General features: G+C 68.8%; 12 protein-coding genes. 9 read left to right on the forward strand and 3 right to left on the reverse strand.

Going from position 1 to position 15,403, the window contains the following annotated elements:
* The first annotated feature begins 70 nt into the window (after nt 1–70).
* Nucleotides 71–1,030, forward strand: coding sequence for a LysR family transcriptional regulator (locus tag AVME950_RS16145; protein ID WP_284430590.1), 960 nt, complete (start codon nt 71–73; stop codon nt 1,028–1,030).
* Nucleotides 1,031–1,130: 100 nt separating this feature from the next.
* Complete coding sequence (locus tag AVME950_RS16150) at nt 1,131–1,766, forward strand: 3'-5' exonuclease (protein WP_284409848.1); 636 nt, start codon at nt 1,131–1,133, stop codon at nt 1,764–1,766.
* Nucleotides 1,767–1,823: 57 nt separating this feature from the next.
* On the opposite strand, the gene AVME950_RS16155 is transcribed toward AVME950_RS16150, so the two are convergent.
* Nucleotides 1,824–2,978, reverse strand: coding sequence for an ABC transporter substrate-binding protein (locus tag AVME950_RS16155; protein ID WP_284430591.1), 1,155 nt, complete (start codon nt 2,976–2,978; stop codon nt 1,824–1,826).
* A gap of 434 nt (nt 2,979–3,412) precedes the next feature.
* Between AVME950_RS16155 and leuA the strand changes: the two genes are divergently transcribed.
* Nucleotides 3,413–5,110 carry a 2-isopropylmalate synthase gene (leuA, locus tag AVME950_RS16160; protein WP_284430592.1) on the forward strand — a complete coding sequence of 566 codons (1,698 nt, stop codon included), beginning with the start codon at nt 3,413–3,415 and terminating at the stop codon, nt 5,108–5,110.
* Between the two features lie 13 nt (nt 5,111–5,123).
* Here the strand turns inward: leuA and AVME950_RS16165 are convergent, their stop codons facing one another.
* Nucleotides 5,124–5,996 carry a MurR/RpiR family transcriptional regulator gene (locus AVME950_RS16165; RefSeq protein ID WP_272566430.1) on the reverse strand — a complete coding sequence of 291 codons (873 nt, stop codon included), beginning with the start codon at nt 5,994–5,996 and terminating at the stop codon, nt 5,124–5,126.
* 256 nt (nt 5,997–6,252) lie between these two features.
* Between AVME950_RS16165 and AVME950_RS16170 the strand changes: the two genes are divergently transcribed.
* The 3 genes from AVME950_RS16170 (at nt 6,253) to AVME950_RS16180 (ending at nt 9,271) form a co-directional block, all read left to right on the forward strand.
* Nucleotides 6,253–7,584, forward strand: a complete 1,332-nt coding sequence (locus tag AVME950_RS16170) for an aspartate aminotransferase family protein (protein ID WP_284430593.1) — start codon at nt 6,253–6,255, stop codon at nt 7,582–7,584.
* Nucleotides 7,585–7,652: 68 nt separating this feature from the next.
* The gene (locus tag AVME950_RS16175) at nt 7,653–8,579 is read left to right on the forward strand and encodes a transporter substrate-binding domain-containing protein (protein ID WP_284430594.1); all 927 of its coding nucleotides are present in this window, start codon (nt 7,653–7,655) and stop codon (nt 8,577–8,579) included.
* An 11-nt stretch (nt 8,580–8,590) separates the two neighbouring features.
* Entirely contained in the window at nt 8,591–9,271 is a 681-nt protein-coding gene (locus tag AVME950_RS16180) for an aspartate/glutamate racemase family protein (RefSeq protein ID WP_284430595.1), read from the forward strand.
* Nucleotides 9,272–9,311: 40 nt separating this feature from the next.
* Here the strand turns inward: AVME950_RS16180 and AVME950_RS16185 are convergent, their stop codons facing one another.
* On the reverse strand, nt 9,312–10,508 hold the full coding sequence (locus AVME950_RS16185) for an MFS transporter (protein WP_284430714.1): 1,197 nt from the start codon (nt 10,506–10,508) through the stop codon (nt 9,312–9,314).
* Between the two features lie 444 nt (nt 10,509–10,952).
* On the opposite strand from AVME950_RS16185, the gene uvrA reads away from it, so the two are divergent.
* The 3 genes from uvrA (at nt 10,953) to AVME950_RS16200 (ending at nt 15,388) form a co-directional block, all read left to right on the forward strand.
* Nucleotides 10,953–13,973, forward strand: a complete 3,021-nt coding sequence (uvrA, locus tag AVME950_RS16190) for an excinuclease ABC subunit UvrA (RefSeq protein WP_284430715.1) — start codon at nt 10,953–10,955, stop codon at nt 13,971–13,973.
* 117 nt (nt 13,974–14,090) lie between these two features.
* Nucleotides 14,091–14,984, forward strand: coding sequence for a DUF6402 family protein (locus AVME950_RS16195; RefSeq protein WP_284430596.1), 894 nt, complete (start codon nt 14,091–14,093; stop codon nt 14,982–14,984).
* A complete protein-coding gene (locus AVME950_RS16200) occupies nt 14,984–15,388 on the forward strand; it encodes a hypothetical protein (protein ID WP_284406551.1) in 405 nt (134 codons plus the stop codon). Before AVME950_RS16195 ends, AVME950_RS16200 begins: the two co-directional genes overlap by 1 nt.
* Nucleotides 15,389–15,403: the final 15 nt, after the last annotated feature.

Consider the following 15,403-nt stretch of genomic DNA (forward strand, 5'->3'; position numbering starts at 1 on the left):
TGAAACCATTGTTCACCTGGATTCAACAATCCAGCCGCCCGCCCACCCGGTTTTTTCCTGCCGCCTGCCCATGCCTGCCGCCCACGCCCTTCCCGCCATCCAGCCGGCCGACCTGGGATTCTTCTCGGTGCTGGCCAGTTGCGGCAGCCTGAGCGCCGCCGCGCGCGAGCTGGGCATCACCACGCCGGCCGTCAGCAAGCACCTGGCGCTGATGGAGGCGCGCGTGGGCGTGCCGCTGGTCAACCGCACGACGCGCCGCATGGGCCTCACGCCCGAGGGCGAGCTGTATCTGGCGCACGCGCGCCGCATCCTGGGCGAGATCCACGACCTGGAAGAGCTGCTGGGCCTGTCGCGCGCGACGCCGAAGGGCCTGCTGCGGGTGAATGCCACGCTGGGGTTCGGGCGCCGCCACATCGCGCCGCTCATCTCGCGCTTCGCGCGCCTGCACCCGCAGGTGCAGGTGCAACTGCAGCTGTCCGTGAACCCGCCTGCGCTCACCGACGATGCGTTCGACGTGTGCATCCGATTCGGCGCGCCGCCCGAGGCGCGCGTGATCGCCAGGCACCTGGCGCACAACCGGCGGCTGCTGTGCGCATCGCCCGACTACCTGGCGCGCCACGGCACGCCGAAGGTGCCCAACGACCTGGTGCACCACAACTGCCTGGGCATCCGCCAGGGCGAGGAGGCCTACGGCGTGTGGCGGCTCACGCGCGGCCGCGGGCGCCGTGCGGTCACCGAGTCGGTGAAGACGCGCGGCAGCCTCACCACCAACGACGGCGAGATCGCCGTGCGCTGGGCCCTGGAAGGGCACGGCATCCTGATGCGGGCCGAGTGGGACATCGAGCGCCACCTGCGAAGCGGGCAGCTGGTGCCGGTGCTGCCCGCCTACAGCACGCCCGATGCCGACATCCACGCGGTGTACCCGCAGCGCCACCAGTCCGCGGCGCGGGTGCGGGCCTTCGTCGATTTCGTGGCGCAGGCGCTGTCGGACCGGGGCAGGGCTGGCGGTGGGGACGGCGACGCAGAGTGAGCCCCTGCCGCGCGGCCTTGGCGGCGCCTTCGCGCCGGCCGGTCCGGGCACTTCGCCGAAAATGCGGGCATTCCGCACGCCGACCCTTTGCCGCCCCGCCATGTCCCTCATCGCCGTCATCGATTTCGAAACCACGGGCATCTCACCCGGCCAGGGCGCGCGGGCGACCGAAGTGGCCATCGTGCTGCTGGACAACGGCCAGGTGGTGGACCGCTTTCAGAGCCTGATGAACGCCGGCGCGTGGATTCCGCCGTTCATCACGCAGCTGACGGGCATCACCAACGCCATGGTGGCCGCCGCACCCGATGCGGCGCAGGTCATGCGCGAGGCGGCGCGCTTCGTGGGCGACACGCCCATGGTGGCGCACAACGCATCGTTCGACAGCAAGTTCTGGGCGGCCGAGTTGCAGTGTGCGGACCTTCCGGCGCCCCACGCCTTCGCGTGCACCGTGCTCCTGTCGCGTCGCCTGTACCCGGAGGCGCCCAGCCACAAGCTCGGCAGCATCGTCGGCCACCTGGATCTGCCGCTGGCGGAACGCGCCCACCGAGCCCTGGCCGATGCGGAGATGGCCGCGGCGCTGCTGGGCCGCATCCAGCACGACCTGCGCACCCGCTGGGGGGTGGCCGACCCCGCGCATGCCCTGCTCATGGGCCTGCAGCGCTGCGCGCGGCCCGCGTTGGGCAAGTGGTTCGCGCAGCACGGCGCGGCGGTGGCGAAGGCCACTGCGGGCGTTTAGCACCGCTCCGGGCCTCGTTTCGCGGGGATGCCCTGGGCTCAGGGGCCCCGGCTTTGGTCAGTAGCGCGCGCGCCCGAAGCTGTCGAGGATGGCGATTTCCGTGAACAGGCTGCCTTCGCGCCGGTTGTTCAGGAACGACACCTCGTAGCCGCCCAGATCGATGCGCGGCAGGCGCGACAGCGTCTCGGCCAGCGCCCGGCCATCCACGCCCCCGCTGCCGCTGCGCGGCACGGCCTTGATTCCCTGGCCGATGGTCTTTGCCACGAGGAAGCCTTCGAACGCCGCCAGCGAGGCGATGCTGGCGCTCTGCTGCGCTGCCTGCATGGCCTGGCGGAATTCGCGCACCACCGGGATCGACTGGTTGGTGAGCGCCGGGAACACCTGCGTCATGCCCACGCCGCGGGCGTTTTCCGCACCCACGGCGTCCACCAGTTTCACGGGGTCGAGGTCGGAGATGCCGACCACCTGCGCATGCCCGCCTGCCGCGCGGTAGGCCTTCACGAAGGCGCTGCCCGCGGCTTGGCCCGCCACCATCACGATCACCTGCGCATCGGCCTTGAGCAGCTTGGCCAGCGCGGGCTGGATGTCCGACGAGGTGCGCTCGTAGGGCTCCTTGGCGACCAGTGCCAGCTTGCGCTTCGACAGGGCCGCCGTGAGCGCCTCCAGGCCCTTTTCGCCATAGGCGTCGTTCTGGTAGAGCGCCGCGAACTTGGTCATGCCGATGGCGTCGCCCATCTGCGCGACCAGCTTGGTCAGCTCCGTGCTGTAGCCGGCGCGCACGTGAAAGACGTAGGGGTTCACCGGCTCGCGGATGACCTGCGAGCCCGAGCGCGTGGGAAACAGCGGCACGCCGCTGTCCTGCGGCAGCTTCGCCTCGATCAGCGCCTGGGTGTTGCTGGTGGCGAAAGAGATCAGCGCGGCGGGCTTCATGGCCAGCAGCTTGCGGGCGCCGGCCAGCGTCTTCTCGGGTTTGAATTCATCGTCTTCCACGACGAGCCGCACCTCCAGGCCGGGAAATGCCTGGCTCTTTTGCGCCTCGGCAAAATAGGTTTCCACCCCCAGCACCACCTGCTTGCCCACTTCGGCGGCATTGCCTCCGGTCAGCGGCGCCACCATGCCGACGACGACCGGAGGAGCCGCGCGGGCGGCCGAGCCGATCCAGGGAAGGGCCAGCGAGGCGCCCAGGCGGGTGGTGAATACACGGCGTTTCATGGAACGTGCTCCTGTGGAGGGCAGACAGCAGACAAGGGCGCCAACGCGCCCGGACGAACCGATGCAGAAGAACCGGCACGCCCTTTGCAAATGCAAGAACGTGCGAAATGTATGACCCATTGTTAATCAGTTTTTGTGGCGTTTTGGCCCCTGTGGACGGGATTTGATCGTCCTGTGCTAGGATTTGCCGCTATGCAACGCAATCTGCTGCTATCCCCACTATCGCTAGGCCTAGTGCCTGGCCGGGGTCTGCCTGCGTTCGCCATCACCGTTGCCTAAAAGCGCAACACCGATTTCCCCCTGACCCCGGCCCGCGAACCAGCCTCCACCCATGGTGGAGGGCTGCAGGGGATGTCGTTCACCGTTCACCGTTGATTCGACCCGTGCCCCAGTGCTGCCTTGCAGCACGGCACACACCGTTCGTGGAGCCTCTCATGATTTCCAAGCCCGCTACCAAGTACCAGCCCATCGCCCCCATCGCGCTGGCCGACCGCACCTGGCCTTCCAAGACCATCACCCGCGCCCCCATCTGGTTGTCCACTGACCTGCGCGACGGCAACCAGGCGCTGTTCGAGCCCATGAACGGCGAGCGCAAGATGAAGCTGTTCCACGAGCTCGTGCGCATCGGCTTCAAGGAAATCGAGGTGGGCTTTCCTGCCGCATCGCAGACCGACTACGACTTCGTGCGCCGCCTCATCGACGAGAACCTGGTGCCCGACGACGTGACCCTGATGGTCATGACGCAGTCGCGCGCCGACCTCATCGAACGCACCGTCGAGGCCGTGCGCGGCGCGCCGCGCGCCATCGTGCACCTGTACAACGCCACCGCGCCCGTGTGGCGGCGCGTGGTGTTCGGCATGAACGTGACGCAGGTGATGGCGTTCATCGACCAGCACGTCTCGCACCTGAAGCGCCTGACCGATGCCCAGCCCGAAACCCGCTGGACGCTGCAGTATTCGCCCGAAACCTTCAGCGCGACCGAGCTGGAAGTCTCGCTCGAAGCCTGCCAGACCGCCATCGCCGCCTGGGGCGTGGGCCCGGGTCGCGAGATCATCATCAACCTGCCCACCACGGTGGAAAACGCCACCCCCAACGTGTTCGCCGACCAGATCGAGTGGATGCACCGGCGCCTGAGCCCCCGCGAGCACATCGTGCTCTCGGTGCACCCGCACAACGACCGCGGCACCGGCGTGGCGGCGGCCGAGCTGGCCATGATGGCCGGCGCCCAGCGCGTGGAAGGCTGCCTCTTCGGCAATGGCGAGCGCAGCGGCAACCTCGACGTGGTGACGGTGGCGCTCAACCTCTACACGCAGGGCGTGCATCCGGGGCTCGACTTCTCCGACATCAATGCCGTGGCGCGTGTGGCCGAGGAATGCACCGCGCTGCCCGTGCACCCGCGCCACCCGTACGTGGGCGATCTGGTGTTCACCTCGTTCTCGGGCTCGCACCAGGACGCGATCAAGAAGGGCTTCGCCGCCCACGACCCCGAGGGCCTGTGGCAGGTCCCCTACCTGCCCATCGACCCGGCGGACCTCGGCCGCACCTACGACAGCGTGATCCGCGTCAACAGCCAGTCGGGCAAGGGCGGCATCGCCTTCCTGCTGGAGCGCGAGCGCGGCGTGGTCATGCCGCGCCGCATGCAGGTGGAGTTCAGCGCGGTAGTGCAGCGCCAGACCGATGCCAGCGAGACCGAGATGACCGGCGCCACGCTGTGGTCGCTGTTCCAGTCCACCTACCTCGAAACCCCTGCGGGCGTGCCCGGCGCCATCGTCTGCCATGCCCACCGGCTGGCCGACGACGGCCGCGGCATCGAGCTGGACGTGACCATCGACGGCGCGCGCCAGACCCTGCAGGGCCAGGGCAACGGCCCGATCGACGCCACGGTGGACGCCCTGGGCCTGCCGCTGCGCGTGCACGGCTACGAGGAGCGCGCGACCGGCTCCGGCGCCGATGCGCAGGCCCTGGCCATCGTGGAGGCGGCCCTCGACGGCGTGCCCGGCGCGACCTTCGGCGTGGGCCTGCACCACAACATCGTCACGGCGTCGGTGCATGCGGTGGTGAGCGCGGCCAACCGGCTGGCGCAGCGCCGGCAGGCGGTGCCGGCTGCGGCCAGCGCCTCGACCGTGGCCTGAATCACCAGGGGCGTCAGCCCCCTGGCTTGCGCAGGGTGACCGGCTGCAGGTAGGCGCCCGAGCGCACCAGGTGCTGCTCGGCCGCCTCGATGCGCTCGATGCCCGGCGCACCCGCGCGGCTGGCCAGCAGTTCCAGCAGCGATTCCGCCACCGCCGTGGCGGCGGCGATCGACGGAAAGAACGACGGGCTCTGGGTGGCGAACAGCACCGTCTCATGGGCCAGCAGCGACAGCGGCGAGGCTTCGCTGTCGGTCAGCGCCACCACCTTCGCGCCCACGCTGCGCGCCGCTTCGGCGGCTTGCAGCGCTTCGCGCGAGTACGGCGCGAAGCTGGCCACCACCAGCGCGTCGCCCTTGGCCAGCGCGCGCAGCTGCATCTCCAGCGAGCCGCCCTGGCCGTCCACCAGATGGACCGAGGGGCGAAACAGCCGGTACACATAGACGAAAGAAAACGCCACGGGAAAGCAGGCGCGAAAGCCCGCCACGTGCACATGGCGGGCCTGCTCCAGCAGCCGCGCGGCACGCGGCAGCGAGACGGCGCTCTGCCGCTCGGTCTGTTCCAGGTTGTGGCGGTGCACGTCGAACATCTCGCCCACCAGGGACTGGTCCTTGGCACGCCCGGCCAGCTGGCGTGCCCGCGGGGCGTATTGCTCGCTGCCCAGGCCCATGTCCTGCGCCAAGGCCTCCTTGAGCGCAGGCCAGCCCTCGAACCCCAGCTGCTGCGCGAACCGCACCAGGGTGGCCGGGGGCACGCCCGAGCGCGCGGCGACGGTGCGCATCGAGGTGGTCACGACCTCGTTCGGACGGTCGATGACGAACTTGGCCGCCTGCTGCAGCGAGGGGGACAGCCCGGCATGGCGCTGGCGAATGGTGTCTCTGAGACTCATGGAAACGGACCTGGACAAGGGCTGAACAAAGGGCGGCGCAGCGTGCGGCGCCACCGCACGACTGTAGGGCAAGCGCGCACGGGCAGGCATGAAAGGAATGGCGGGATGGGGTGTGGAACATATGTTCCATTCGGTCGATAAGAAAAACGCGTGTTGCAATTTTCGCTGGCATTGGTATATTTGTTCCAAATTAATGGAGCATGGATTTTTTGATCCGTCGACCGCCCCGCCGCCACCGAACCTTGCACGCCCCGCCATGACCCACGTCCTGCACCGCCATCTCCACCAGACCCCCCCTGTCGCCGCGGGCGCGCAGGGCATGGTGGTCCGCGACGCCAGCGGCCGCACCTACCTGGATGCCAGCGGCGGCGCCGCCGTGTCCTCGCTCGGCCATGGCCATGCCGACGTGATCGCCGCCATGCACCGGCAGATCGACCGCATCGCGTACGCCCACACCAGCTTCTTCACCACCGACGTGGCGGAGGAGCTGGCGCAGACGCTGGTGCGCGGCGCGCCGGCCGGCACCAGCCATGCCTATTTCGTGAGCGGGGGCTCGGAGGCCGTGGAGGCCGCGCTCAAGATGGCGCGGCAGTATTTCGTGGAGCGGGGCGAGCCCCAGCGCACGCACTTCATCGCGCGGCGGCAGAGCTACCACGGCAACACGCTGGGCGCGCTCGCGGTGGGCGGCAACGCCTGGCGGCGCGCGCCGTTCGCGCCGCTGCTCGTGCCGGCCACGCACGTGTCGCCCTGCTACCCGTACCGCGAGATGCGCGACGGCGAGTCTCCGCAGGCCTACGGCCAGCGGCTGGCGGCGGAACTGGAGGCCGCCATCCTCGCGCAGGGCGCGGACCGCGTGATCGCTTTCGTGGCCGAGACGGTGGGCGGCGCCACGGCGGGCGTGCTCACGCCGGTGCCGGGCTACTTCCAGGCGGTGCGCGCGGTGTGCGACCGCTACGGGGTGCTGCTGATCCTGGACGAAGTGATGTGCGGCATGGGCCGCACCGGCACCCTGCACGCCTGCGAGCAGGAGGGCGTGGTGCCCGACCTCATCACCGTGGCCAAGGGCCTGGGGGGGGGCTACCAGCCCATCGGCGCGGTGCTGGCGCAGGGGCGCGTGGTCGAGGCCATGTCGCGCGGCAGCGGCTTCTTCCAGCACGGCCACACCTACCTGGGCCACCCGGTGGCCTGCGCCGCCGCGCTGGCGGTGCAGCAGGTGATCGCGCGCGACGGCCTGCTGCAGAAAGTGCAGGGCGATGCGCCGGTGTTCGAGCGCATGCTGCGCGGCGCGCTGGGTGACCACCCCCACGTGGGCGACATCCGTGGGCGGGGCTACTTCTGGGGCATCGAGCTGGTGGCCGATCGCGCAACGAAGGCCCCGTTCGACCCCGCGCTCCGGCTGCATGCGCGCGTCAAGAAGGCCGCGATGGATGCGGGCCTGCTGTGCTATCCGTTCGGCGGCACGGTGGATGGCCTGCGCGGCGACCACGTGCTGCTCGCGCCGCCGTACATCGCCACGCGCGAGGACCTGCAGGCCATCGCCGACCTGCTGGCGCACGCCATCGGGCAGGCCACGGCCGGGCTGGCCTGAGCGTCACCCTTCCCCGTCGTTCCGTTCTCCCTCCCATTCCATCCCTCGTTCCTGAAGGAGCCTTTGCCATGCCCGTCGCACCGTCCCTTTCGTTCCCGCGCCGCCTCCTGGCCGCCTTTCTGTCGTGCGCGGCCCTGGCCGCCCCGGCGGCCTTCGCCCAGGAGGCGCCTGCGGCCGGCGGCACCCTGGGCAAAATCCAGCAAAGCGGTGCCATCACCTTCGGCTACCGCGAGTCGTCGTTCGGCTTTTCGTACCTGGATGGCAACCTGCGGCCCGTGGGCTACAGCATCGACATCTGCCACCGCATCGTGGAGGCGGTCAAGGCCGAACTGAAGATGCCCGCCATCGAGGTGAGGTACCAGGCCGTCACCTCGGCCAACCGCATTCCGCTAGTGCAGAACGGCACGGTGGACATCGAGTGCGGCTCCACCACCAACCTGGTGGAGCGGCAAAAGCTGGTGGCTTTCTCGCCCGACATCTTCCGCTACAACGTGCGCCTGCTGGTCAAGGCCGATTCCGGCATCCGCGGCATCGCGGACCTGCAGGGCAAATCCGTGGTGACCACGGCGGGCACGACCTCGCTGCGGCTGCTGCGCGAGGCCGACAAGGGCCAGGCCCTGCAGATCACGCACCTGTCGGGCAAGGACCACACCGACTCCTTCCTGCTGGTGGAGAGTGGCCGCGCCGCCGCCTTCGTGCTGGACGACATCCTGCTCGCAGGGCAGATCGCCAATGCGCGCCAGCCGCAGGATTTCGCCATCGTGGGCGAGAGCCTGCGCACCGAGAACCAGTCGCTCATGTTCCGCAAGGACGATCCGCCGTTCAAGGCGCTGGTGGACCGGGTGGTCGGTGCCATGATGCGGTCCGGCGAAATGGAGGCGCTGTACCAGCGCTGGTTCATGTCGCCCATTCCGCCCAAGAACATCAACATCCGCTACCCGCTGAATGCCGAAACGCGCGACGCGTTCCAGAACCCCAGCTCCAAGGGCATCTGAGCCCCCTTCCCATGACCGCACCCAGCCTCGTATCCGCATCCGCACCGCCGCGCATCGCGCTGATCCATGCCCTGCCGCATTCCGTCGAGCCCATCAACGCCGCCTTCGCGCAGCAGTGGTCCGAGGCGCTGCGCATGAACCTGCTGGACGACAGCCTCTCGGCCGACCTGGCGCGCTCGGGTGCGGGGCTGGATGCGGCCATGCACGACCGGTTCCTGCGGCTGGCGGACTACGCTGTGGGCACGGGCGCCCATGCGCTGCTGTTCACCTGCTCGGCCTTCGGGCCGTGCATCGAGGCGGTGGCGCGCCGGCATGCGGGGCTGCCGGTGCTCAAGCCCAACGAGGCCATGGTGGACGACATCGCGCAGGCCGCCGGCGAAGGGGCCGTGGGCCTGATCGCCACCTTCGCGCCCACGCTGGCCTCCATGCCGCCGGAGTTTCCTGCGCACGTGGCGCTGCACACGGCCCTGGCCGACGGCGCGCTCGACGCGCTGAACCGGGGCGATGCGGCGCTGCACGACCGGCTCATCGCCCAGCAGGCACTTGCGCTGCAGGCGCAGGGCTGCCGCCGCATCGCGCTCGCGCAATTCAGCATGGCGCGCGCCCGGGGCGCATGCGAGGCGGCCACGGGGCTGCCGGTGTTCACCACCGTGCACAGCGCCGTCGCGCGGCTGCGCCAGCGGCTGGGCTGAAAAGAGAAAAAAGTGGAAAGGCCGGGCGGCGCAGGCGCGCTCAGTGCCCCGCCGGTGCGCCGCCCGCCTGCCGGCCCACCGGCCGCAGGCCCCAGCTGGCGGCCAGCCACACCGCGCACAGCAGCGCCGTCACGGCAAAGAGCTGCGGCGTGCCGGCCCACTTGGCCAGCGCGCCGCCCAGGGCCCCCCCGGCGAACAGGCCCAGCGACTGCAGCGTGTTGTAGGTGCCCAGGGCCGCGCCGCGCAGGCGCGGCGGCGCCATGCGCGAGACCAGGCTGGGCTGGCTGGCCTCCAGCGCGTTGAAGCCGCAAAAGAACACGAACAGCAGCAGCCCCAGCGCCCACAGCGCGGGCACGGCGCCGGCCGCGGCCACGCCGCCCAGGCCCAGCTGCACCAGCAGCACCAGGCCGATGGCGGCCAGCAGCGATTCGCGCAGGCGGCCGCGCCGCTCCAGCGCGAACAGCCCGCCCATCGCGGCGAACGACAGCACCACGGCGGGCAGGTACACCTGCCAATGCGCGGCCTTGGGAAGCCCCGCCTGCACCAGCAGCGCGGGCACGGCGACCCACATGGCCATCTGCACCGTGTGGAGAACGAAAACGCCCAGGTTCAGCCGCAGCAGGTCGGCATGGCGCCACACCTCGGCCAGGCGCCCGCGCGGGGCGTCGGCATGGCGCGCGGGCTCGGGCGGCACCACCCACAGCACCACGGCGATGCCGCCCAGCGCCAGCGCGCAGGTCAGCCCGAACAGGCCCGCCAGGCCGATGTGCGCGGCCAGCACGGGGGCGGCGACGAGCGCCACGGCGAACATCAGCCCGATGCTGCCGCCCACCAGCGCCATGGCCTTGGTGCGCACGGCATCGCGCGTCTGGTCGGCCAGCAGCGCCGTCACGGCGGCCGACACTGCGCCCGCGCCCTGCAGCGCCCGGCCGGCCAGCAGCCCGGTGAGCGAGTCGGCCAGCGCCGCCAGCAGGCTGCCGGCGGCGAACACGGCCAGGCCCAGCACGATCACGCGCTTGCGCCCGAAGCGGTCGGACGCCATGCCCAGAGGCAGCTGCAGCACCGCCTGCGTGAGGCCGTAGATGCCCATGGCCAGGCCGACGAGCGCGGGATCGTCGCCGCCCGGGTATTTGCGCGCTTCGAGCGCGAACACGGGCAGCACGAGGAACAGCCCCAGCATGCGCAGCGCGAAGATCAGCGCCAGCGCGAGGCTGGAGCGGCGCTCCAGCGGCGTCATGGCGGTGGCGTTGGACGGGGGCGAGGCGGTGGCGCCTGGACCTGGAAGGTGGGTGGAGGAATCCGGCACGGTGGGTGCGCTGAGGGCCTGAAGCCAAAGCCGCGATTCTCGCCCATCGCCCGCAGGCCGGAACCGGCGCCACCGCGCAGGCATTGACGGCTTGGCGAACCCGTTTTCGCCGCTGCGGGCAAAAAGGCCACCATGCCGGCGGATTCATTGCCCTGATTGCTATTAAATAAGGAGCAAATGGTTTTCAGGCCCGCCGCCGGACCGCCCCCCGCCCGGCAGCAGGGGCCGGGTGGCCCTGCGGACGGCCGGCGCCGGGGGCGTGGCCTATCATGGTGGGTTTCCCCGCCCAGAGCCGCGCCCACCGTGAACCACTCCCCCTTCTCCCGGCCCGCCGACGATGGCGACGCCCCTGCGGCGCCGGCCGCCGGCCGCTACCTGGGCGCCGCCCTGCAGCAGGCGCGCATCAGCATCCGCGGGGCGCGCACGCACAATCTCAAGAACATCGACCTGGACATCCCGCGCAACCAGCTGGTGGTGATCACCGGGCTGTCGGGCTCGGGCAAGTCCAGCCTGGCGTTCGACACGCTCTATGCCGAGGGCCAGCGCCGCTATGTGGAGAGCCTGTCGGCCTATGCGCGGCAGTTCCTGGGCCGGCTGGACAAGCCCGACGTGGACCTGATCGAGGGCCTGTCGCCGGCCATCTCGATCGAGCAGAAGGCCACCAGCCACAACCCGCGCTCCACCGTGGGCACGGTGACCGAGATTCACGACTACCTTCGCCTGCTGTACGCGCGCGCCGGTACGCCGTACTGCCCCTACCACGGCCTGCCGCTGGCTGCCCAGACGGTGAGCCAGATGGTGGATGCCGTGCTGGCCCTGCCCGAGGACACCCGCCTCATGGTGCTGGCCCCGGTCGCGCGCGACAAGAAGGGCGAATTCACCGAACTCTTCGCGCAGATGCAGGCGCTGGGCTATGTGCGCTTTCGGGTGGACGGCACCATCTACGAATACGAAAGCCTGCCGCAGCTCAAGAAGACCGAAAAGCACGACGTGGACGTGGTGATCGACCGCCTGAAAGTGCGCGCCGAGATGCAGCAGCGCCTGGCCGAAAGCTTCGAGGCGGCCCTGCGCGTGGGCGGCGTGGAGGGCAACGGCCGCGTGCTGGCGCTGGAGATGGATGGCGGCCAGGAGCACCTGTTCTCCAGCAAGTTCGCCTGCCCCGTGTGCAGCTATTCGCTGGCCGAGCTGGAGCCGCGCCTGTTCTCGTTCAACTCGCCCATGGGCGCCTGCCCGGCCTGCGACGGCATCGGGCAGCAGGAGGTGTTCGATCCCGCGCGCGTGGTGGCCTTTCCGTCCTTGAGCCTGGCCAGCGGCGCCATCAAGGGCTGGGACCGGCGCAATGGCTACTACTTCGCCATGCTGGAGAGCCTCGCCAGGCACTACCGCTTCGATGTGGAGGCACCCTACGAATCGCTGCCCCTGCCGGTGCAGCAGGCCGTGCTGTACGGATCGGGCGAGGAGGAGATCGCCTTCAACTACGTGCTGGACAGCGGCGCCAACAAGGGCAAGGCCATCGTCAAGAAGCACCCCTTCGAAGGCATCCTGCCCAACATGGCGCGGCGCTACCGCGAGACCGATTCGGTGGTCGTGCGCGAAGAACTCGCGCGCTACCGCAGCACCCAGCCCTGCCCCGAATGCCACGGCGCGCGGCTGCGGCTGGAGGCGCGCCACGTGAAGGTGGGCGAGGGCGAACAGGCCCGTGCCATCTACGAGGTGAGCCACGCCACGCTGGCCGACGCGCACGCCTGGTTCTCGCAGCTCAAGCTCACCGGCGCCAAGGCCGAGATCGCCGACAAGGTCGTGCGCGAGATCGGCACGCGCCTCACGTTCCTGAACGACGTGGGGCTGAACTACCTGAGCCTGGACCGCAGCGCCGAGACGCTCTCGGGCGGCGAGGCCCAGCGCATCCGCCTGGCCAGCCAGATCGGCTCGGGCCTGACCGGCGTCATGTACGTGCTCGACGAGCCCAGCATCGGCCTGCACCAGCGCGACAACGACCGCCTGATCGCCACCTTGCAGCACCTGCGCGACATCGGCAACAGCGTGATCGTGGTCGAGCACGACGAGGACATGATGCGCGCCGCCGACCACGTGATCGACATGGGCCCCGGCGCCGGCGTGCATGGCGGCCGCGTGATGGCGCAGGGCACCTACGACGCGGTGCGCGGCCATCCCGATTCGCTCACCGGCCAGTACCTGTCGGGCACGCTGTCCATCCCCGTTCCCCCGCGCCGCACGCCGTGGCTGCCCGTGATGGAGGGCACCCCCACGGCCCCCGAAGCGGCGAAGAAGGGCAAATCGCGCTTCCCTGAAACCGAGGCCAGCAAGCGCCGCGCGGAGCAGCGCGCCGAGCGCCAGGCCGAGCACCGCGCCACCCAGGGCCGGCTGCAGGCCCTGCGCGTGGTTGGCGCCACGGGCCACAGCCTGAAGAACGTGAGCGTGGAGTTCCCCGTGGGCCTGCTCACCTGCGTGACCGGCGTCTCCGGCTCCGGCAAGAGCACGCTCGTCAACGACACGCTGTATGCCGCCGTGGCGCGCCAGCTCTACCGCGCGCACGACGAGCCCGCGCCGCACGAGGCCATCGAGGGCATGGAGTATTTCGACAAGGTCATCAACGTCGACCAAAGCCCCATCGGCCGCACGCCGCGCAGCAACCCCGCCACCTACACCGGCCTGTTCACGCCCATCCGCGAACTGATGGCCGAGGTGAACACCGCCAAGGAACGCGGCTACGGGCCCGGGCGCTTTTCCTTCAACGTGGCCGGCGGCCGCTGCGAGGCCTGCCAGGGCGACGGCGTGGTGAAGGTGGAGATGCACTTTCTGCCCGACGTGTACGTGCCCTGCGACATCTGCCACGGCCAGCGCTACAACCGCGAGACGCTCGAAGTCCTGTGGAAGGGCAAGAACATCGCGCAGATCCTCGACCTCACGGTGGAAGACGCCTTCGCCTTCTTCAAGGACGTGCCGACCATCGCGCGCAAGCTGCAGACGCTGCTGGACGTGGGCCTGTCGTACATCCGCCTGGGCCAGGCCGCCACCACGCTCTCGGGCGGCGAGGCCCAGCGCGTGAAGCTCGCGCAGGAATTGAGCAAGCGCGACACCGGCCGCACGCTCTACATCCTGGACGAGCCCACCACCGGCCTGCACTTCGCTGACATCGACCTGCTGCTCAAGGTGCTGCACCAGCTGCGCGACGCGGGCAACACCATCGTCGTGATCGAGCACAACCTGGACGTCATCAAGACGGCCGACTGGATCATCGACATGGGCCCCGAAGGCGGCGCCGGTGGCGGCACCGTGGTGGGTGAGGGAACGCCCGAAGACCTGGCCGCCAACCCGGCCAGCCACACCGGGCGGTACCTGGCGCGCTACCTGCCGTCCACAGCGCAGGGCTGATCGATAGTTACGTTACTTTCGGTGGCAAATCCGTTGCCCCGAACCGCGCCGTGCGCCGGTTTTTACCCCCAGAATCCGCGGTTCTAAAAACAACCGAAGACGGAACGGGGAGGTCCCATGAACAAGGGCATGGTCCAAGTGGACCAGGAGCGCCTGCGCGCGCAACTGGAGAAAAAACTGCCGCCCAAGGTGCGGCTTTTTCAACTGGATGACATCCCGGGGGTGATGCGCTCGCGCATGGGGTGGCCAGTGGCGGCGGCGTTGATGGAGCGGTGGTTTCGGGGGGCAGGGTATGAGATGCCTGAGTACATGAAACAAGGGCGCGCCCCTTACAAGGCGACGACGCTTGGCAGCATGCAATTGGAAGAAGGTGTCGTGACCATGGGGTGGGCGCTGGGCTTTGCTCGCGTGCGTGCTGCGTTGGCCAAGCTGCAAGTGAATTGGGCCACTCCCGCTGGCCTTCGTCAGTTGCAAAAGCGTGCGGACGATTGGATTGGAATTCGAAGCCCGCAAGGTTGGAGACTGGGCAATCTTGCGCAATCCGCAAAAATGCTGGATGAGACTTGCCAAGTGAATTTCCTCACCTTTGGCCGGATGAGCGATCCTCTGGATGATTTATACGGAGCCATGGGCGAGGCTACCCTCAAGGTGGCCGTTTCAGGATGGGTCACCCGACAAGGGACGGGTAGAACCGCAGTCGCAATCGACGAACTGGGCTTTTATTTGCGCGACTCTTACGACTTCAGCGACGGAGACCAGGCTTTCCTATCCCAGCCATTGGGCTTCTGGGGATACGGCGGTGTCAGCCGCGTGCATCCACCGGGCGGGCAGGTTTCAATTTCTGAGCAATGGTCACATGAGAGCGAGGCCAAAGCGCGTGGTCACACTTACCTTGTGCAGAACGAAGACTTTCGCAAATGGCGAGCAAAGCATGGGCGCGGCGGCGACTTCATCGTCCTGTCCGATGTGCACCGTGTGCGCCTTCCTTTTCCGATCAAGCTGGAATGGTGATGAAACTGTCAGATCTTCGTAAAGTCCCTTGTATCGTTTGGTGCCTTGCACTGAATGCGATTATTTTTTTGGTCTGGTACGCGGCGACCCCCACTTTTTTCGATAGTGAGAACAGTCCTCACCGCGTTTACCGCCTTGAGTTCTACAAGGCATCAATCGTTCAGCGTGTCATCCATTACGACTACAAGATGCCTTATGTGGTGCGTCTTTACCGGGTTAATTCCAGGACATTGCTCGGTGAAAGCGAAGTGGTCGATCTCTGGATGAATGGCGAGACCAGTTGGCATTTGGATGCGCCGGTAGCCACTAACAAAGTTTACGTAGGGCGGGATGTGTTCTTCAACAACATTCCTTCCGAATGCACGGACCCTACTTTGCCACCAGATTGCCCTGCCAAGAAGTGAAGCAGATCAATGCCG

The organism is Acidovorax sp. SUPP950, assembly GCF_030158935.1.
In the GTDB taxonomy this organism is placed as follows: domain Bacteria; phylum Pseudomonadota; class Gammaproteobacteria; order Burkholderiales; family Burkholderiaceae_C; genus Paracidovorax.

Coding starts and splice junctions, on each gene's coding strand:
- AVME950_RS16145 (WP_284430590.1), top strand. CDS start 71: ATGCCTGCCGCCCACGCCCTTCCCGCCATCCAGCCGGCCGACCTGGGA.
- AVME950_RS16150 (WP_284409848.1), top strand. CDS start 1,131: ATGTCCCTCATCGCCGTCATCGATTTCGAAACCACGGGCATCTCACCC.
- AVME950_RS16155 (WP_284430591.1), bottom strand. CDS start 2,978: ATGAAACGCCGTGTATTCACCACCCGCCTGGGCGCCTCGCTGGCCCTT.
- leuA (WP_284430592.1), top strand. CDS start 3,413: ATGATTTCCAAGCCCGCTACCAAGTACCAGCCCATCGCCCCCATCGCG.
- AVME950_RS16165 (WP_272566430.1), bottom strand. CDS start 5,996: ATGAGTCTCAGAGACACCATTCGCCAGCGCCATGCCGGGCTGTCCCCC.
- AVME950_RS16170 (WP_284430593.1), top strand. CDS start 6,253: ATGACCCACGTCCTGCACCGCCATCTCCACCAGACCCCCCCTGTCGCC.
- AVME950_RS16175 (WP_284430594.1), top strand. CDS start 7,653: ATGCCCGTCGCACCGTCCCTTTCGTTCCCGCGCCGCCTCCTGGCCGCC.
- AVME950_RS16180 (WP_284430595.1), top strand. CDS start 8,591: ATGACCGCACCCAGCCTCGTATCCGCATCCGCACCGCCGCGCATCGCG.
- AVME950_RS16185 (WP_284430714.1), bottom strand. CDS start 10,508: ATGACGCCGCTGGAGCGCCGCTCCAGCCTCGCGCTGGCGCTGATCTTC.
- AVME950_RS16195 (WP_284430596.1), top strand. CDS start 14,091: ATGAACAAGGGCATGGTCCAAGTGGACCAGGAGCGCCTGCGCGCGCAA.
- AVME950_RS16200 (WP_284406551.1), top strand. CDS start 14,984: ATGAAACTGTCAGATCTTCGTAAAGTCCCTTGTATCGTTTGGTGCCTT.